Below are 14,188 nucleotides of genomic sequence, written 5' to 3'. Positions count from 1 at the left end.
CCCCGTGTGAGAGTGACCCCGCGCGAACGCTTCTGGGCCGAAAGGACCTCACACAGCCACACCGCCCCCATCGACATGCAGGGTCGAACCGGTGACAAAGCTGGACCGCGGAGAACTCAGGAAGAGCACCGCCTCGGCGATCTCGGACGGGAAGGCGGTGCGGCCCAACGGCAGCGCCCGCCCCAGGTCCTCATTGACTTCCCCCCATTCCGCGGCCACGCCGGGCGTGCGAGTGGGCCCGGGCGCGACGCTGTTCACCCGCACCCCGGCCGCTCCGAATTCGGCGGCCCAGGTGCGGGTGAGCGATTCCAGCGCGGCTTTGGAAGCGCTGTAGCCCGAGGCGCCGGGAATTCCCTTGAATGCGGCCATGGTGGTGATGTTGACGATGCTGCCACGGCCGCGCTTCAGCATCCCCGGGATCAGGCCGGCTACTAGGAAGTACGCACCGCGAACGTTGGTGTCGAACAACGTCTCGAAAGACGCCGCATTCTGTTCGACCGTCAACGCCGACGGAAAAGTGCCGGCGTTGTTGACGATGATGTCGACCTCACCGCACTGTTGCACAAGCAAATTCACCGACTCGAGATCGGCCATGTCGGTCTGGATAAACCGCGCGTTCGGGCCAATCAGCTCCACCGCTTGCGCACCTCTGACCGGATTGCGACCCGTGACAATCACGGTGGCGCCCTCGCTTGCGAGCAGTCGCGCGGATTCCATTCCGATGCCCGCCGTCCCGCCGGTGATGACGGCGGTGTGGTCCATCAGCTCCATCGGACTCACCTGTAGAAACCTCTTACTTGGCGCCGCTGGGTGTCTGGGAAGCCATCCAGGCGCTAAAGGTGGTGGGGTAGACGACCACATCTTCACCATCGATGGGAACGATGCTGCGTTCGTCGAGCACCGCACCGTAGTAGCGGGCACCGGTATCGGTAACCACCTGGCGCGCATCACCCGTTACCGCAAACCTTGCCCGGATGAAGTCGTCCATGCCTTGCTTTTCGGGGCCGGCGATGTTGATCACCCCGTTGATTGGATCGGCGGTCGCCGCACGGGTAACGGCCGTCGCGACATCCGCCGAAGCAATGGGCTGAAACGCCCCGTGCGGCGCGCGGACCGTGTCACCGTCGGCCAATGAATCCGCAATGCCGTCAACGAATTCGAAGAACTGAGTCGCCCGCACGATTGAGTACGGAGATCCCGATTCCGTGATCACCTTTTCCTGGGCTATCTTGGCCCGCATGTAGCCGCTTTCGGCGGCCCGGTCGGCGCCCACGATCGATAAGGCGACGTGATTGCGCACCCCGGCGGCCCGCTCCGCCGCCAGCAGGTTGCGGGTGGAGGTGGTGAAGAAGTTCAGGACATCATCGTCGGCCCAGGACGGCGAGTTGGAGACGTCCACCACCGTGTCGACACCGGTGACGGCAACGGCAACACCCTCCCCGGTTACGGTGTTGACGCCGGTGCTCGGTGATGCCGGGACTGCTTGGTGTCCCTGGTCGGTCAGCATGGCGACGACCTGTGATCCGATCAGCCCGCTGCCACCGATTACCAAAATCTTCATGATCATGCCTTTCAAGTCTCCCGATGCACTGGCCCTTTCAGCATGATTCAGGCGAGGGCAAGTCGGAACCCTGGAAAGTCCGTAGTTATGCCGAACTCAGGGGGCCAAGTCCTTGGCCAAACCTCGCAGTTGGCGGCGCGAGGTGAGGCCAAGCTTGGCGAACACTTTCCGCAGGTGCCATTCGACGGTGTGCGAGCTGATGAACAACTGCGCGGCGATCTCGGGGTTCGTCAGCCCCTCTCCGGCCAGCCGGGCGATCTGCGCCTCCTGTGCCGTGAGCTCACCGCCGGATGCTGCGCCTGCTTTGGCCGACCGCTTGCTCACCTTCTCGCCGGTGGCCAGCAGCTCGCGACGGGTCCGTTCGGCGAACGCCTCGGCTCCCATCCGGGCGAACATTTCGTGGGCGGTACCCAACTGGGCGCGCGCGTCGATCCGGCGGTTGCAGCGGCGGAGCCATTCCCCATAGGACAGGTGCGCCCGCGCCAGCTGAACCACGATGCGGGTTCGCGCAAGCCGCTCGATTGCGTCCCGGTAGAAGACCTCCGCTTCACGGTCGGTAGTCAGCAGCGCCCGTGATCGCGCGTAAACTCCGGCTGCCCAATCTGTTTGGGCCCCCAGCGCCCGGGCTTCGAGTTGACGCAGCGCGTCATGGGCGGCGTCTTTGGCGCCGCTTCTCGCGGCAGCTTCGATGAGTTCCACGAGGCACTGGCCGAACAGACCTAAATCCTCGTGTTCGCATGCCTGGCGCGCGGCGGCGAAGGCATCGTCGTAGCGGCTCAGACCGTTGTAGAGGACAGCGCTGGAATACCCGGTCAACGCCACTATTCGGCCTTCGCCCCTGGCGATCCCGTCTGTTGCCGCTCGGTCGATCAGATTGGTCGCGACGTTCTCATTGCCCCGCCAAGCGGCCAGCAGCACCGAGTGATATTTGACCGGGGCATAACCCGTAGCAGCCGAGATGGCGTCGGCCTCCTCGACAAGTTGGGATGCCATTGCGAATTCGCCGGCCTGGACGTGTACACCGGCGCGATAGACCAGGGCGTTCGGTAACACGGCGAGTGCGCCCGCCGCACGCGCCAGGCGTACCGCGTGGGTGGCCAGCCGATGCCATACGTCGTCGTCCCAGAGTTCGTGGGCGGCAGATTCCTGGACGATGGGAAAGGCTCGCCAGAACCAATGCATGACGTCATCGGCGCGCTCGGCGGCAGCTTCGATGAGGCGCAGCGCTTCGCGCATCGCTGCCAGACTCGGGACGAGTCCAGCCGTCGCCCGCAGCGCGACGCCATCAAGAAGGAGATCGACCGGCCGTGCCGGCTTCGGCCCGGGCGGTGCCGCGCGGGCCGCCTCGGCGGTCGACGCAATACCGCCATGCGGGCACAGCCGGCCGCCGAACATCGCCGCCCCCACGGCGTCTAGGTACGTTTCGCGGGATTGCGCGTCGTCCAGTGTTTCCAGCCGGCGTGCGGCGTCGAGCAGGCGTACGGCCGCATCGGAGACCATCGGTGCATCGGCATCACCGCTACGGCTGCGGGAGAAAACGATCTGCGCGCGCAGTCGGGTGACGCGGGCCTGCTTCAGCTTGTCCAGTGGCGCGGCCTCGGCGATGGCGAGCAGCTCGTCCGCGGCGTCGAAGGCCGCCACGTCACGCTTGGCCTGGGCGGCCGCGAGTGCCCGTGCCCCTCTGCGGGCCGAATCCGAGGTCAGTTGGGTGGCCCGTTCCAGGAACGCGGCAGCCGCGGCCACTCCGCCTCGGGCCTGGGCGCGGTCGGCGGAGCTCTCGAGTGCGGCGGCGATGGATTCGTCCGGACCCGGAGCCGCAATGGCCAAATGCCACGCGCGCCGGTCCGGATCGCTTCGTGGGTCGGTCACCTCAGCTAGCGCCCGATGTACGCGTCGGCGATTCATCAGATCCGCCGTGCGGTACGCCGCAGACCTCACCAGAGGATGACGGAATCGCACCCTGGTGCCCACCTCGATCAATCCGGCCGCTTCCGCTCTGGCCGCCGCGTCAAGTGGAAGCCCTAAATGCTCTGTGGCGCGCGACAATAGCGCCGCATCGCCCACCGGCTCTGCGGCCGCAATGATCAATAGCTGCTGGGTCTCGTCCGGCAGTGACCGGATCCGCCGGACGAATGTCTGCTCGATCTGTCCCGCCAGTGGTTGCACGTCCGGGCGCTGGAAGCCGCCGGCCAGCTGCGCGGCGGTCAGACCCCTGGGCAACTCCAACAGCGCCAACGGATTTCCCCGGGTCTCCGCCACGAAGCGCTCGCGCACCTCGTCGTCCAGTCGGCCCGGGATCACCGAATCCAGCAATGCGCGGGCGTCGGCGGGATTGAGGCCGCGGACCGCCAACCCGGGCAACCCGTCCCAATCATCGGCATCGATGGCGGCCGAGGCGTCTCGCACCGCGAACACCATCGCCACGGGCTCGGCGATCAGTCGCCGGGCGACAAACGTCAACGTCTGGGCCGAGATTCGGTCGATCCACTGCGCGTCATCGATGAGGCACAGCAAGGGCTGGGCCTGGGTCGCTGCATCGATCAGACTGAGCACGGCCAGCCCGACGAGGAAGCGATCCGGCGCAGGTCCGGCGCTCCGGCCGAATGCGATCTCCAGTGCACCGCGCTGCGGAGGCGGCAGTTGATCGATGCGATCCAGCAGTGGCACGCACAGTTGCTGTAAAGCGGCAAACGGGAGTTCCATCTCGGACTCCACCCCGGAAACCCTAGCCACGCGGAAGCCCGGGGCACGCTCGGAAACGAAATCCAGCAGCGCCGTCTTGCCAATGCCTGCCTCGCCCCGCAGCACCAGAACCTGACTCTTGCCCGAGCGGGCGCCCGACACCAGCCGGTCGAGGGCAGCACATTCCGCGCGCCGACCACGCAAAGGTTGTGCCTGTTGATCTTTCACCCACACCGCCGCTGGAAAGTGATTTGCCGTTCGACTTTACCGAGCGCACCTGCCTATGGCGTCGAGCACCGACCGCGGCCCGTGTCTTAAATCAATTGCTTGACTTAACGCGGCAGGCGCCGATTAACTCGTCGTGTGGTCAACGAATTGGACGGCAAGGTCGCCATCGTCACCGGCGGCGCTTCGGGCATCGGTCGCGGACTCGTGGAGCGGTTCGTGGTCGAGGGCGCGCGAGTCGTCATCGCCGATGTCGAGACCGACCGCGGCGAGGCGTTGGCCGCATCGCTCGGCGGCGCGGCCGCCTTCCGGACGACCGACGTCTCCGATCCCGAACAGGTGGGGGCGCTGGTATCCGATGCCGTCGAGGAGTTCGGCGGTCTGCACGTCATGGTGAACAACGCCGGGATCTCCAGCCCGCTGCGGAAATTGCTCGACGACGACCTCGCCGATTTTCACCGGGTGATGGGGGTCAACGTGCTCGGCGTGATGGCGGGTACTCGAGATGCCGCGCGGCACATGGCCGAACACGGCGGCGGATCCATCATCAACATCACCTCGATCGGCGGCATCCAGGCCGGCGGCGGTGTGATGATCTACCGCGCGTCCAAGGCGGCCGTCATTCAGTTCACCAAGGCCGCGGCAATCGAGTTGGCAATTCACGAGATTCGGGTCAACGCCATCGCGCCCGGCAACATACCCACGCCGATCCTGGGCAAGTCGGGTGCCGGCATGGACCCCGAACAGCTGCGGCAGTTCGAGGCGCGAATTCGCGAGACGATGCGGGAGGACCGGCCGCTGAAGCGCGAGGGCACGCCCGACGACGTGGCCGAGGCGGCGCTGTATTTCGCCACCGACCGCTCGCGCTATGTCACCGGGACGGTGCTTCCGGTCGACGGTGGGACCGTGGCGGGCAAGCCGATCCGGCCCAAGCGACACAGCTGACACCGCCGGAAGGCCCCGAGCGCGGCGAAGGACGGTCCTAAAATTTAAATCAATCGCTTGACTTAAAGTACCGTACGAGGTTGACTGATCCAATGACCACCGCCGGCCGGACCGTTCGCACCGATCGGGCCAGTTCCACCCAAGAGGCGATCCTGGTGGCGGCCGAGCGCCTGTACGCCGAGCACGGCATGTTCGCCGTGTCCAACCGGCAGGTCAGCGAGGCCGCCGGCCAGGGCAACAACGCCGCCGTCGGCTATCACTTCGGCACCAAGGCCGACCTGGTGCGGGCCATCGAGCACAAGCACCGCGGGCCCGTCGAGCAACTGCGCGAACAGATGGTGACCGAGCTGCTCGACACGGGCGGTTCGACCGACATGCGCAACTGGGTGGCCTGTTTGGTGCGCCCGCTCACCGATCACCTGGAGGAGCTCGGAAATCCGACCTGGTATGCGCGTTTTGCCGCCCAGGCGATGACCGACCCCGCCTACTACAACATCATCGTCAAGGGCGCGCTCAGCTCCCCGTCGCTGGTCCAGGTCGTCGAGGGCATCAACCGCTGCCTGCCCGAACTGCCGGCCGAGGTGCACTTCGAACGCAACATCATGGCCCGAAACTTGTTGATGCACACCTGCGCCGATCGCGAACGCGCGCTCGCCGCGGGAGCGGTGACGTCCCATCGTTCATGGCGTGCCGCGGCGTCCGGACTCATCGACGCGATCGTGGGCCTGTGGCTGGCGCCCGTGACGGCGTACGAGTGAAGGGCGTGCGAATGAAAGTGACTGTCGACCAAGACCTTTGCGCTTCATCAGGGAACTGCGTGATGAACGCGCCCGAAGTGTTCGACCAGCGCGACGACGACGGCGTCGTGGTGCTGCTCAATCCCAATCCCACGCCCGAGCAGGCCGAGGGCGCGCGCCGGGCCGCGGCGGCCTGCCCCGCGCTTGCCATCCACATCGAGGAATGAAAACGATGTCCGACACCCTGACGAGCACCGCGGCGGAGCACGCGTCCGAAATTCCGGACTACCCGATGGCCAGGGAGCCGCGCTGCCCCTTCGCGCCACCGCCGGATGTCATGGCGCTGGCCGAAGCCCGACCGCTGTCCCGGGTCCGGATCTGGGACGGCAGCACACCGTGGCTCATCACCGGCTACGAGCAAGTGCGCGAGCTGTTTTCGGATTCGCGGGTCAGCGTCGACGACCGGCAGCCCGGCTTCCCGCACTGGAACGAAGGCATGCTGTCCACGGTGCACAAGCGGCCGCGATCGGTCTTCACCGCCGACGGCGAGGAGCACACCCGATTCCGGCGGATGCTGTCCAAGCCGTTCACCTTCAAGCGTGTCGAAGGTCTGCGCCCGACCATCCAGCGCATCACCGACGAGCACATCGACGCGATACTCGCCGGGCCGCAGCCTGCCGACATCGTCACCGCATTGGCGCTCCCGGTGCCCTCGCTGGTGATCAGCCAGCTGCTGGGCGTCCCCTACGAAGACGCCGACATGTTCCAGCATCACGCCAACGTCGGCCTCGCGCGCTACGCCACCGGTGATGACACCGTCAAAGGCGCCATGAGCCTGAACAAATACCTCGCTCAGCTGGTCGAGGCCAAGATGGAGAACCCGGCCGAGGACGCGGTTTCCGACCTCGCCGAGCGGGTCAAGGCCGGCGAACTCAGCGTCAAGGAGGCCGCCCAGTTGGGCACCGGCCTGCTGATCGCCGGGCACGAGACCACCTCCAACATGATCGGTCTCGGCGTGCTCGCCCTGCTGGAAAACCCCGACCAGTTGGCCGTCATCCGCGACGCTGAAGATCCGAAGGTCATCGCCAGCGCGGTCGAGGAACTGCTGCGCTACCTGAGCATCATTCAAAACGGCCAGCGCCGCGTCGCGCTCGAAGACATCCACATCGCCGGCGAAACCATCCGCGCCGGTGAGGGCATCATCATCGATCTCGCCCCGGCCAACTGGGATCCGGACGCGTTCGCGGAGCCGGACCGGCTCTACCTGCATCGCTCCGGCGCAGATCGCAACGTCGCATTCGGCTATGGCCGGCATCAGTGCGTCGGGCAGCAGCTGGCCCGCGCCGAGCTGCAGATCGTGTTCCACACGCTGGTGCGGCGCATTCCCACACTGCGCCTTGCCATTCCGATCGAGGAGGTTCCGTTCAAGGACGACCGACTCGCCTACGGCGTCTACGAACTGCCGGTGACCTGGTAGCCAGCCTGCTACTCATCAAATATTCGGATCCGAATGGAGGGTCAACGATGACGACTCAAACAAGTACGCTTTACCCGCCCGGCGGTTATGGCGCTCCGAAGGACCGCCGTGGTCACGCCGCGGGCAGCGACGTCGGCCTTCCGCAGGGGACCGTCGTCTTCTCCGCGGACAACCACATCTCGCTCGCGGACGACATTTTCTACCAACGCTTCCCGGACGACCTGAAGGATAAGGCGCCGCGGATCTGGTACGAGGACGGCGCCTACCAGGTCGGCCGCAAGGGGCAGTCGTTCCTGCCGGGCGACTTCAGCGCCGTGCTGATGCAATACGACGACCTGCCCGGCGCCGCGAGCACCAACATCGAGGCGCGCATCCAGGAGCTGCACGACGACGGCGTCGAGAAGGAATTGGCGTTTCCCAACGCGGTGCTGGCGCTGTTTCACTACCCGGACAAGCAGCTTCGTGAGCTCGCCTTCCGCATCTACAACGAATACATCGCCGAGCTGCAGGAGCGCTCGAACGGCCACTTCTACGGCGCCGGACTGATCAACTGGTGGGACCCGCAGGGCACCAGGACGACGCTTGAAGAGCTGAAGTCGTTGGGGCTCAAGACGTTCCTGCTGCCGCTCAACCCGGGCAAGGACGACGACGGCAACATCATCGACTACGGCAGCACCGCGATGAAGCCGGTCTGGGACGAGATCGAGGCCGCCGGTCTTCCGGTGACCCACCACATCGGGGAGACCCCACCGAAAACGCCGTGCCAGTTCAACAGCGTGGTGGTAGGGATGATGATCAACATCGACGGATTCCGTGAGCAATTCGCCAAGTACCTCTTCACCGGAATTCTCGATGATCATCCCGGGCTGCGCATCGGCTGGTTCGAGGGCGGCATCTCCTGGGTGCCGTGGGCGCTGCAAGACGCCGACCACCTGATGGGCTCGTACCAGCACATGTTCAACCGGACTCTCGAGCACGAACCGCGTTACTACTGGGACACCCACATGAGCGCCTCGTTCATGGTCGACCCGCTGGGCTTGCAGCTGATCGATCAGATCGGGGTGGACAAGGTGATGTGGTCCAGCGACTACCCGCACAACGAGAGCACCTACGGCTATTCCGAGAAATCACTGAAATCCGTTGTGGATGCGGTGGGTCCGGAGAACGCGGTGAAGATCGTCAGCGACAACGTCACGAAGTTCCTGGGTCTGTAGTGACGACGTTCGCGCAACTGAACACCGACACCGGCAACGGACTGGTGATCCCGGAAACCGCCGACCTGGCCCGCCTGCGCCGTGCGACGGGGGCCCGGCTGCGCTCGGCGATGGCGGAGCGCGGTGTCGACGCGATGATCCTGCTGGGCAACAACGCGGTGGTCTACGCCACCGGGGCCAGCTGGCCGCTCGGCGACGCCGGGTTGTCCTACGTCGAGCGGCCGGTGGCCGTGGTGCTCGCCGACGACGACTGGCCACACCTGTTCCTGCCGTTCCGCGAGGGGGCCGCACACGAGTCGGACCTGCCCGCCGATCACCTGCACGGGCCCGTATATCTCGAATTCGACGAGGGCGTCGAGCATTTCGCGCATCAGTTGGCCGATCTCATCCCGGCCACTGCGGTAATCGCGGTCGACGAGTTCACCGGCGCCATGTCGCGTGCCGCCAAGGTTCTGTTCCCGGGCGGAGCACCCGTCGACGCCGCGGCCATCGTCAGCGCCGCCAAGGCGGTGAAGACTCCGGACGAATTGTCGTGCATGCGTACCGCGATCCAGATCACCGACGAGGCGATGGTCGAAGTGCAGAAGAGTTTGGCCCCGGGGATCCGTCAAATCGATTTGTCGGCAAGCTTTTTGCGCCGCGCCTTCGAGCTGGGCGCCACGGCCAGCATGCTCGAGCCGATCTGGCAGGTGATGCCGCCCAGCAAGGCCGAGGGTGTGTGGACCACACACGGCGACTTGGCGCTGCCGCTGCTCACCACGGAACGCGAGCTGGCCGAAGGCGACGTGCTGTGGACCGACGTCAGCATCACCTATCAGGGCTACTGTTCGGACTTCGGGCGCACCTGGATCGTCGGCCGCGATCCGTCACCCCGTCAACAGGCGCAGTTCGACAAGTGGTTCGAGATCATGAGCGCGGTCCTGGGTGTCGCCAAGGCCGGTGTCACCGCCGCGGATCTGGGGCGCGCCGCCATCAAGGCCAACGGTGGCACCAAGCCGTGGCTGCCGCACTTCTACCTGGGCCACGGAATCGGCGTCAATGCCGCCGAAATGCCCATGATAGGAACCGATCTCGGCCAGGAGTTCGACGAGAATTTCGTTTTGCAATCCGGGATGGTGCTGGTGCTGGAGCCCGTCGTCTGGGAGGACGGCACCGGCGGCTATCGCAGCGAAGAGGTCCTGGTGATCACCGAGGAAGGTTGGATCCGTTTGACCGACTACCCCTATGCCCCTTATGGCAACTGAAGTCCTGCCTGACGAGCGCACGCTGCGCCTGGGGCGCCGCCGCCGGGCGCTGGCCCAGATGGCCGCGCACGATCTCGACGTCCTGGTCCTCGGCCGGCAAGCCAATGTCCGGTATGTCACCGGGGCGCCGCAACTGTGGGTCGCCGGCACCAGGCCCTTCGGCCCGACCGGCGTGCTGGTGCGCGAAACCGGCGCCGTCCACCTCCTGAGCACCTGGGACGAGGGCGTTCCGGAAGACATCCCTCACGAAAACCTCTACGGCATCTCGTGGAATCCGATGAACACCATGTCGGCGCTGCAGCGCATCGACGGCGCGGCGAGCGCGCGGCGCGTCGGAACCGACGCCCTCTCACCAGTTTTCGCCCAGTTGCTGCCGACCGCGTTTCCCAACGCCCAGCTGGTCGACGGCGAGCTGGCCATGCGGGCGGCACGCCGCATCAAGACGGACGAGGAGATAGCGGCCATCCGGGAATCCGTCGCGGTGGCCGAGTCGGCCCTGGCAGCCGCGGTATCCGAGTTGCGGCCGGGGGTGACCGAGCAGGCGCTGGCCGGCGTCCTGCTGGAGGCATCCGCGGCCGGCGGGGTCAGCACCCCGTCGAATCAGGATGTCGCATGGGTGACTTCACGCAAGCATCCATGGCGGCGGGCCGACGACGGTGATCGGAACGACGGCCGTATCCAGGACGGCGATCTGGTGGCCTTCTCCGCCGGCGTCCTGGCCGGGGGCTACGTCGGTGAGGTCGGCCGGACCTGGCCCGCCGACACCAGGCACGCGCCCAACGGGGCCGCCGCCCTGCAGCGGCGCTGGGAGAGCCTGTGGGGCAATCTGATCGGTGCCTGCCGGCCCGGGGCGGGCGCGGGCCAACTGCTCGCCGCCTACCACGCCGCCGGCGAGCCCGAGCCGCCGATGCCGGTGGCCCGCGGCCTGGGCATGGGGTTCGACCCGCCCGTCGTCTCCAAGCATCTGCCCGCGACCGCGGCCGGCGAACGCCTCGAGCCCGGGATGGTGCTGGCCGTCACCGGTTATGTATGGGAAGAGGGAGTCGGCGCTGTCTTCGGGCGAGAGGCGGTCCTGATCACCGCCGACGCCCCCGAGGTGCTCACCGGTAGCCCGTTCTGGCAACCCTAGCCATGAACGAGCCCTCCGAGCCCGCGGCCGAAGAGATCATCCGGTATGACAAGGACGCCACGACGCGGATCGCCACGATCACGTTCGACCGCCCGGACTATCTCAACGCGCCGACGATCGCCGCGCGGGTGCGTTACGCAGACTTGTTGCACCGGGCCAACATCGACGACGACGTCAAGGTTCTGGTGGTCCGCGGTGCCGGCGACGACTTGGGCTCGGGTGCGGATCTCACCGAGGCCATGCGGATGCGCGACGCGGCGGACCAGGGTCCGCGGCTCGCCGAATACCGGATCGGCGCTGACGAAGTCCGATACCCGCCGCAGGGGTCGTTTCGTAACGGTGCCACGCTCGGCCAGTGGTATGCCAACCCGAACTCGGGCATTCGCGGCCTGCAGGACTTCAAGAAGATCAGCATCCTCGAGGCCAAGGGTTACTGCTACGGCTGGCATTTCTACCAGGCCGCCGATGCCGACCTGGTGATCTCCAGCGACGACGCGCTGTTCGGGCACCCGTCGTTCCGGTATTACGGTTGGGGGCCCCGCATGTGGTGGTGGGCGCAGACCATGGGCATCCGCAAGTTTCAGGAGATGGTGTTCACCGGACGGGCTTTCACCGCCGCGGAGATGTATGACTGCAACTTCCTCAACAGCGTGGTGCCGCGGGCTGAACTCGAGGCCGAGGTGGACAAGTACGCGCTCGCGTGCGCCAGTAACCGCCCCACGGACACGGTCTTCATGCAGAAGGTCTTCTTCGAAATCATGAAGCAGTTCCAGGGCGAATATCTGGGCAGCATGCTCAGCGGCGTGTTCGAGTCAATGGGAGGCAGCGTCCGCCCGGACGCCGGCGATGAGTTGATGCTCGGCGACGCGATGAAGCGGGGCCTGGGTGACGCGGTCAAGGACAACGACGTCAAGTTTCCCGCCGAATGGCGGCTGAGCAAGAAGGCCCGCAAGAAGGCGCGAGCCGACAAGAACAGCAACGCGAAGAGAAAGAAGCAGTGACGCAACGTCGCGTCGAACCGCCGCTTGACGGCTATACCGTGATCGACCTGTCCACCGGTATAGCCGGCGCCTACTGCACCAAGTTGCTTGCCGACGGCGGTGCCCACGTCGTGAAAGTGGAATGCCCGCAGGGTGACTCGCTGCGCGCATGGTCGGCCTCGGGCGCCACCATCCCGGCCGGCGGTGACGGCGCGCTGTTCAGCTTCCTGGCCGGGGCGAAACACAGTGTCGTCGCCGATCCCGCCGCCGACGACGACGTCGAACTGGTGAACCGGCTGCTGGCCGCCGCGGATGCGGTGGTGTGGTCCGCCGGCTCCGAAGTGGTCGAACACCCGAACTTTTCGCCGCGCGCCATCCACGCCGGGCACCCACATCTGACGGTCACCGCGATCACGCCGTTCGGCCTGGAGGGCCCGTGGCGCGACCGCGCGGCGACCGAGTTCACGCTGCAGGCGTGGTCGGGAGGAATCGTCGGGCTGGGCCGCGGCGAGCAGGAGCGTCCGCCCGTCTTCGTCGGCGGTCAGGTCGGCGAATACCTGGCCGGCGTCTACGCGAGCGTGGCCACCCTGGCGTCCCGGTGGCGCCGAATCGACGGCGGGGCAGGAGAACTGCTGGACCTGTCGATGCTCGAGACGCAGATCCTGTGCCTCACCTATTACCCGGTCTCCTACTTCGAAGTGCTCGGTCGACCGTGGCGAGACATGCGGCGGCCGACCATTCCTGGAGTGGCTCAGGCCAAGGATGGCCTGGTCGACCTCGGGTGTGGGACCGCGCAGCAGTGGTTCGACCTGTGCGCGATGGTGGGCCGCCCGGAGTGGATCGATGAGGAATCGCCGCTGTCGATCACCGAGCAGGCGAACATCCACGCCGAGGAGATCTTTGCCTGGCTGGCCGACACCCCGGTCGACGAAATCCGGGAACTGGCTTCCGCATTCCGCATCCCCAACGCGCCCGTCGCCAACGGCGCCAACGTGACGTCGTTCGACCAGTTCGTGGCGCGCGATTCGTTCGTGTGCAATCCGCGCGACGGCTTCCAGCAGCCCAGCCACCCGTACCGCATGCGGCCCGCGCAGCTACGCCAACCGGAGCCGGCGCCGCGGCTGGGCGAGCACACCGAGCGCTACCGCACCGCGCATCTCCCGGCGCGGCCCGCGCCGAGTGGGGTCGCGAAACCGCTGCCCCTCAGCGGTATTCGAGTGCTGGACATGACGACGTTCTGGGCCGGTCCCTGCTGCACGCATGCGCTGGCCCTGCTCGGCGCCGAGGTCATTCACGTCGAGTCGACCCGCCGGCCCGACGGCACGCGGATGATCGCCGGCATACCGATCACCGAGGACCGGTGGTGGGAGAAGTCTCCGATCTTCGAGGCCCTCAACACCAACAAGAAAGGCCTCACCCTGGACCTGCAGAGTCCGCGAGGCCGGGAACTGCTGCGCGAGCTCATCGCAACGTCCGACGTGCTCGTGGAAAACTTTACGCCGCGCGTGCTGGACCAGATCGGCCCGGATTTCCCGACCGCCCAGTCGATTCGACCGGACATCGTGATGGTGCGGATGCCGGGCTTCGGCCTGGAGGGACCCTGGCGTGACAACCCGGCATTCGCCTACGTCATCGAATCGGCCTCCGGGGTGAGTTGGCTCACCGGCTATCCCGATCGCACGCCGTATGACCCGTATTCGATCGGAGATCCTAACGCGGGCGTGCACGCACTCAACGCGATACTGCTGGCGCTCGAGCACCGGCGCCGCACGGGCGAGGGCGTGTTCGTCGAAGCGGCGATGGTCGATGCCGCGCTCAGATAGAGGTTCTGCGGCGCGGCGGTCGGTCCCCGGTTGCCCGCGCGCGCCAGCAGCGCGCCGTACGCCGAGTACTCGATGACCTGCTCGGCGGCGATGCTGAGCGCGGCATCGACCATCGCCGCTTCGACGAACACGCCCTCGCCCTTGGGCGTGCCGGTGCTCGAGCACCGGCAG

The 14,188-nt window shown here is 66.5% G+C and carries 11 protein-coding genes and 2 pseudogenes; 9 read left to right on the top strand and 4 right to left on the bottom strand.

Features of this window, described 5'->3' with window-relative positions:
• Positions 1–48: 48 nt before the first annotated feature.
• The 3 genes from A5646_RS10445 to A5646_RS10435 all read right to left on the bottom strand — a co-directional run bounded on the left by A5646_RS10445 (position 49) and on the right by A5646_RS10435 (position 4,471).
• Positions 49–771 carry an SDR family NAD(P)-dependent oxidoreductase gene (locus A5646_RS10445; RefSeq protein ID WP_067021577.1) on the bottom strand — a complete coding sequence of 241 codons (723 nt, stop codon included), beginning with the start codon at positions 769–771 and terminating at the stop codon, positions 49–51.
• Positions 772–793: 22 nt separating this feature from the next.
• Positions 794–1,561, bottom strand: coding sequence for an SDR family oxidoreductase (locus A5646_RS10440; protein WP_067021581.1), 768 nt, complete (start codon positions 1,559–1,561; stop codon positions 794–796).
• 96 nt (positions 1,562–1,657) lie between these two features.
• Positions 1,658–4,471 carry an AAA family ATPase gene (locus tag A5646_RS10435; protein WP_369806930.1) on the bottom strand — a complete coding sequence of 938 codons (2,814 nt, stop codon included), beginning with the start codon at positions 4,469–4,471 and terminating at the stop codon, positions 1,658–1,660.
• A 135-nt stretch (positions 4,472–4,606) separates the two neighbouring features.
• Here A5646_RS10435 and A5646_RS10430 point away from each other — a divergent pair, with 135 nt between their 5' ends.
• The 9 genes and pseudogenes from A5646_RS10430 to A5646_RS10390 form a co-directional block, all read left to right on the top strand.
• Entirely contained in the window at positions 4,607–5,413 is an 807-nt protein-coding gene (locus A5646_RS10430) for an SDR family NAD(P)-dependent oxidoreductase (protein WP_067021573.1), read from the top strand.
• A 92-nt stretch (positions 5,414–5,505) separates the two neighbouring features.
• Complete coding sequence (locus A5646_RS10425; RefSeq protein ID WP_066865727.1) at positions 5,506–6,171, top strand: TetR family transcriptional regulator; 666 nt, start codon at positions 5,506–5,508, stop codon at positions 6,169–6,171.
• Between the two features lie 11 nt (positions 6,172–6,182).
• Positions 6,183–6,377, top strand: a complete 195-nt coding sequence (locus A5646_RS10420) for a ferredoxin (protein ID WP_067021579.1) — start codon at positions 6,183–6,185, stop codon at positions 6,375–6,377.
• Between the two features lie 5 nt (positions 6,378–6,382).
• The gene (locus A5646_RS10415; RefSeq protein ID WP_066878047.1) at positions 6,383–7,627 is read left to right on the top strand and encodes a cytochrome P450; all 1,245 of its coding nucleotides are present in this window, start codon (positions 6,383–6,385) and stop codon (positions 7,625–7,627) included.
• 47 nt (positions 7,628–7,674) lie between these two features.
• Positions 7,675–8,841, top strand: a complete 1,167-nt coding sequence (locus tag A5646_RS10410) for an amidohydrolase family protein (RefSeq protein WP_067021571.1) — start codon at positions 7,675–7,677, stop codon at positions 8,839–8,841.
• Positions 8,841–10,085, top strand: a complete 1,245-nt coding sequence (locus tag A5646_RS10405; RefSeq protein ID WP_067021569.1) for a Xaa-Pro peptidase family protein — start codon at positions 8,841–8,843, stop codon at positions 10,083–10,085. Before A5646_RS10410 ends, A5646_RS10405 begins: the two co-directional genes overlap by 1 nt.
• Positions 10,075–11,214: a Xaa-Pro peptidase family protein gene (locus A5646_RS10400; protein WP_067021568.1), complete on the top strand. Its 1,140-nt coding sequence runs from the start codon at positions 10,075–10,077 to the stop codon at positions 11,212–11,214. The genes A5646_RS10405 and A5646_RS10400 overlap by 11 nt, the downstream gene beginning before the upstream one ends.
• 2 nt (positions 11,215–11,216) lie before the next feature.
• Positions 11,217–12,215, top strand: a complete 999-nt coding sequence (locus A5646_RS10395) for an enoyl-CoA hydratase/isomerase family protein (RefSeq protein WP_066865739.1) — start codon at positions 11,217–11,219, stop codon at positions 12,213–12,215.
• Positions 12,212–14,011 (top strand): annotated as a pseudogene (locus A5646_RS10390) (CaiB/BaiF CoA transferase family protein); the annotation flags it as partial. The gene A5646_RS10395 and the pseudogene A5646_RS10390, both read left to right, overlap by 4 nt.
• Here the strand turns inward: A5646_RS10390 and A5646_RS28905 are convergent.
• Positions 14,005–14,188: pseudogene (locus A5646_RS28905) on the bottom strand (CoA transferase); the annotation flags it as partial. The pseudogenes A5646_RS10390 and A5646_RS28905 sit on opposite strands and share 7 nt — an antisense overlap.

Origin of the sequence: Mycobacterium sp. 1245499.0 (assembly GCF_001673615.1) — a bacterium.
GTDB classification, from domain to species: Bacteria; Actinomycetota; Actinomycetes; order Mycobacteriales; family Mycobacteriaceae; genus Mycobacterium; species Mycobacterium europaeum_A.
Note: the sequence above shows the minus strand (reverse complement) of the source record. Positions and strands in the feature narration are given on the sequence as shown.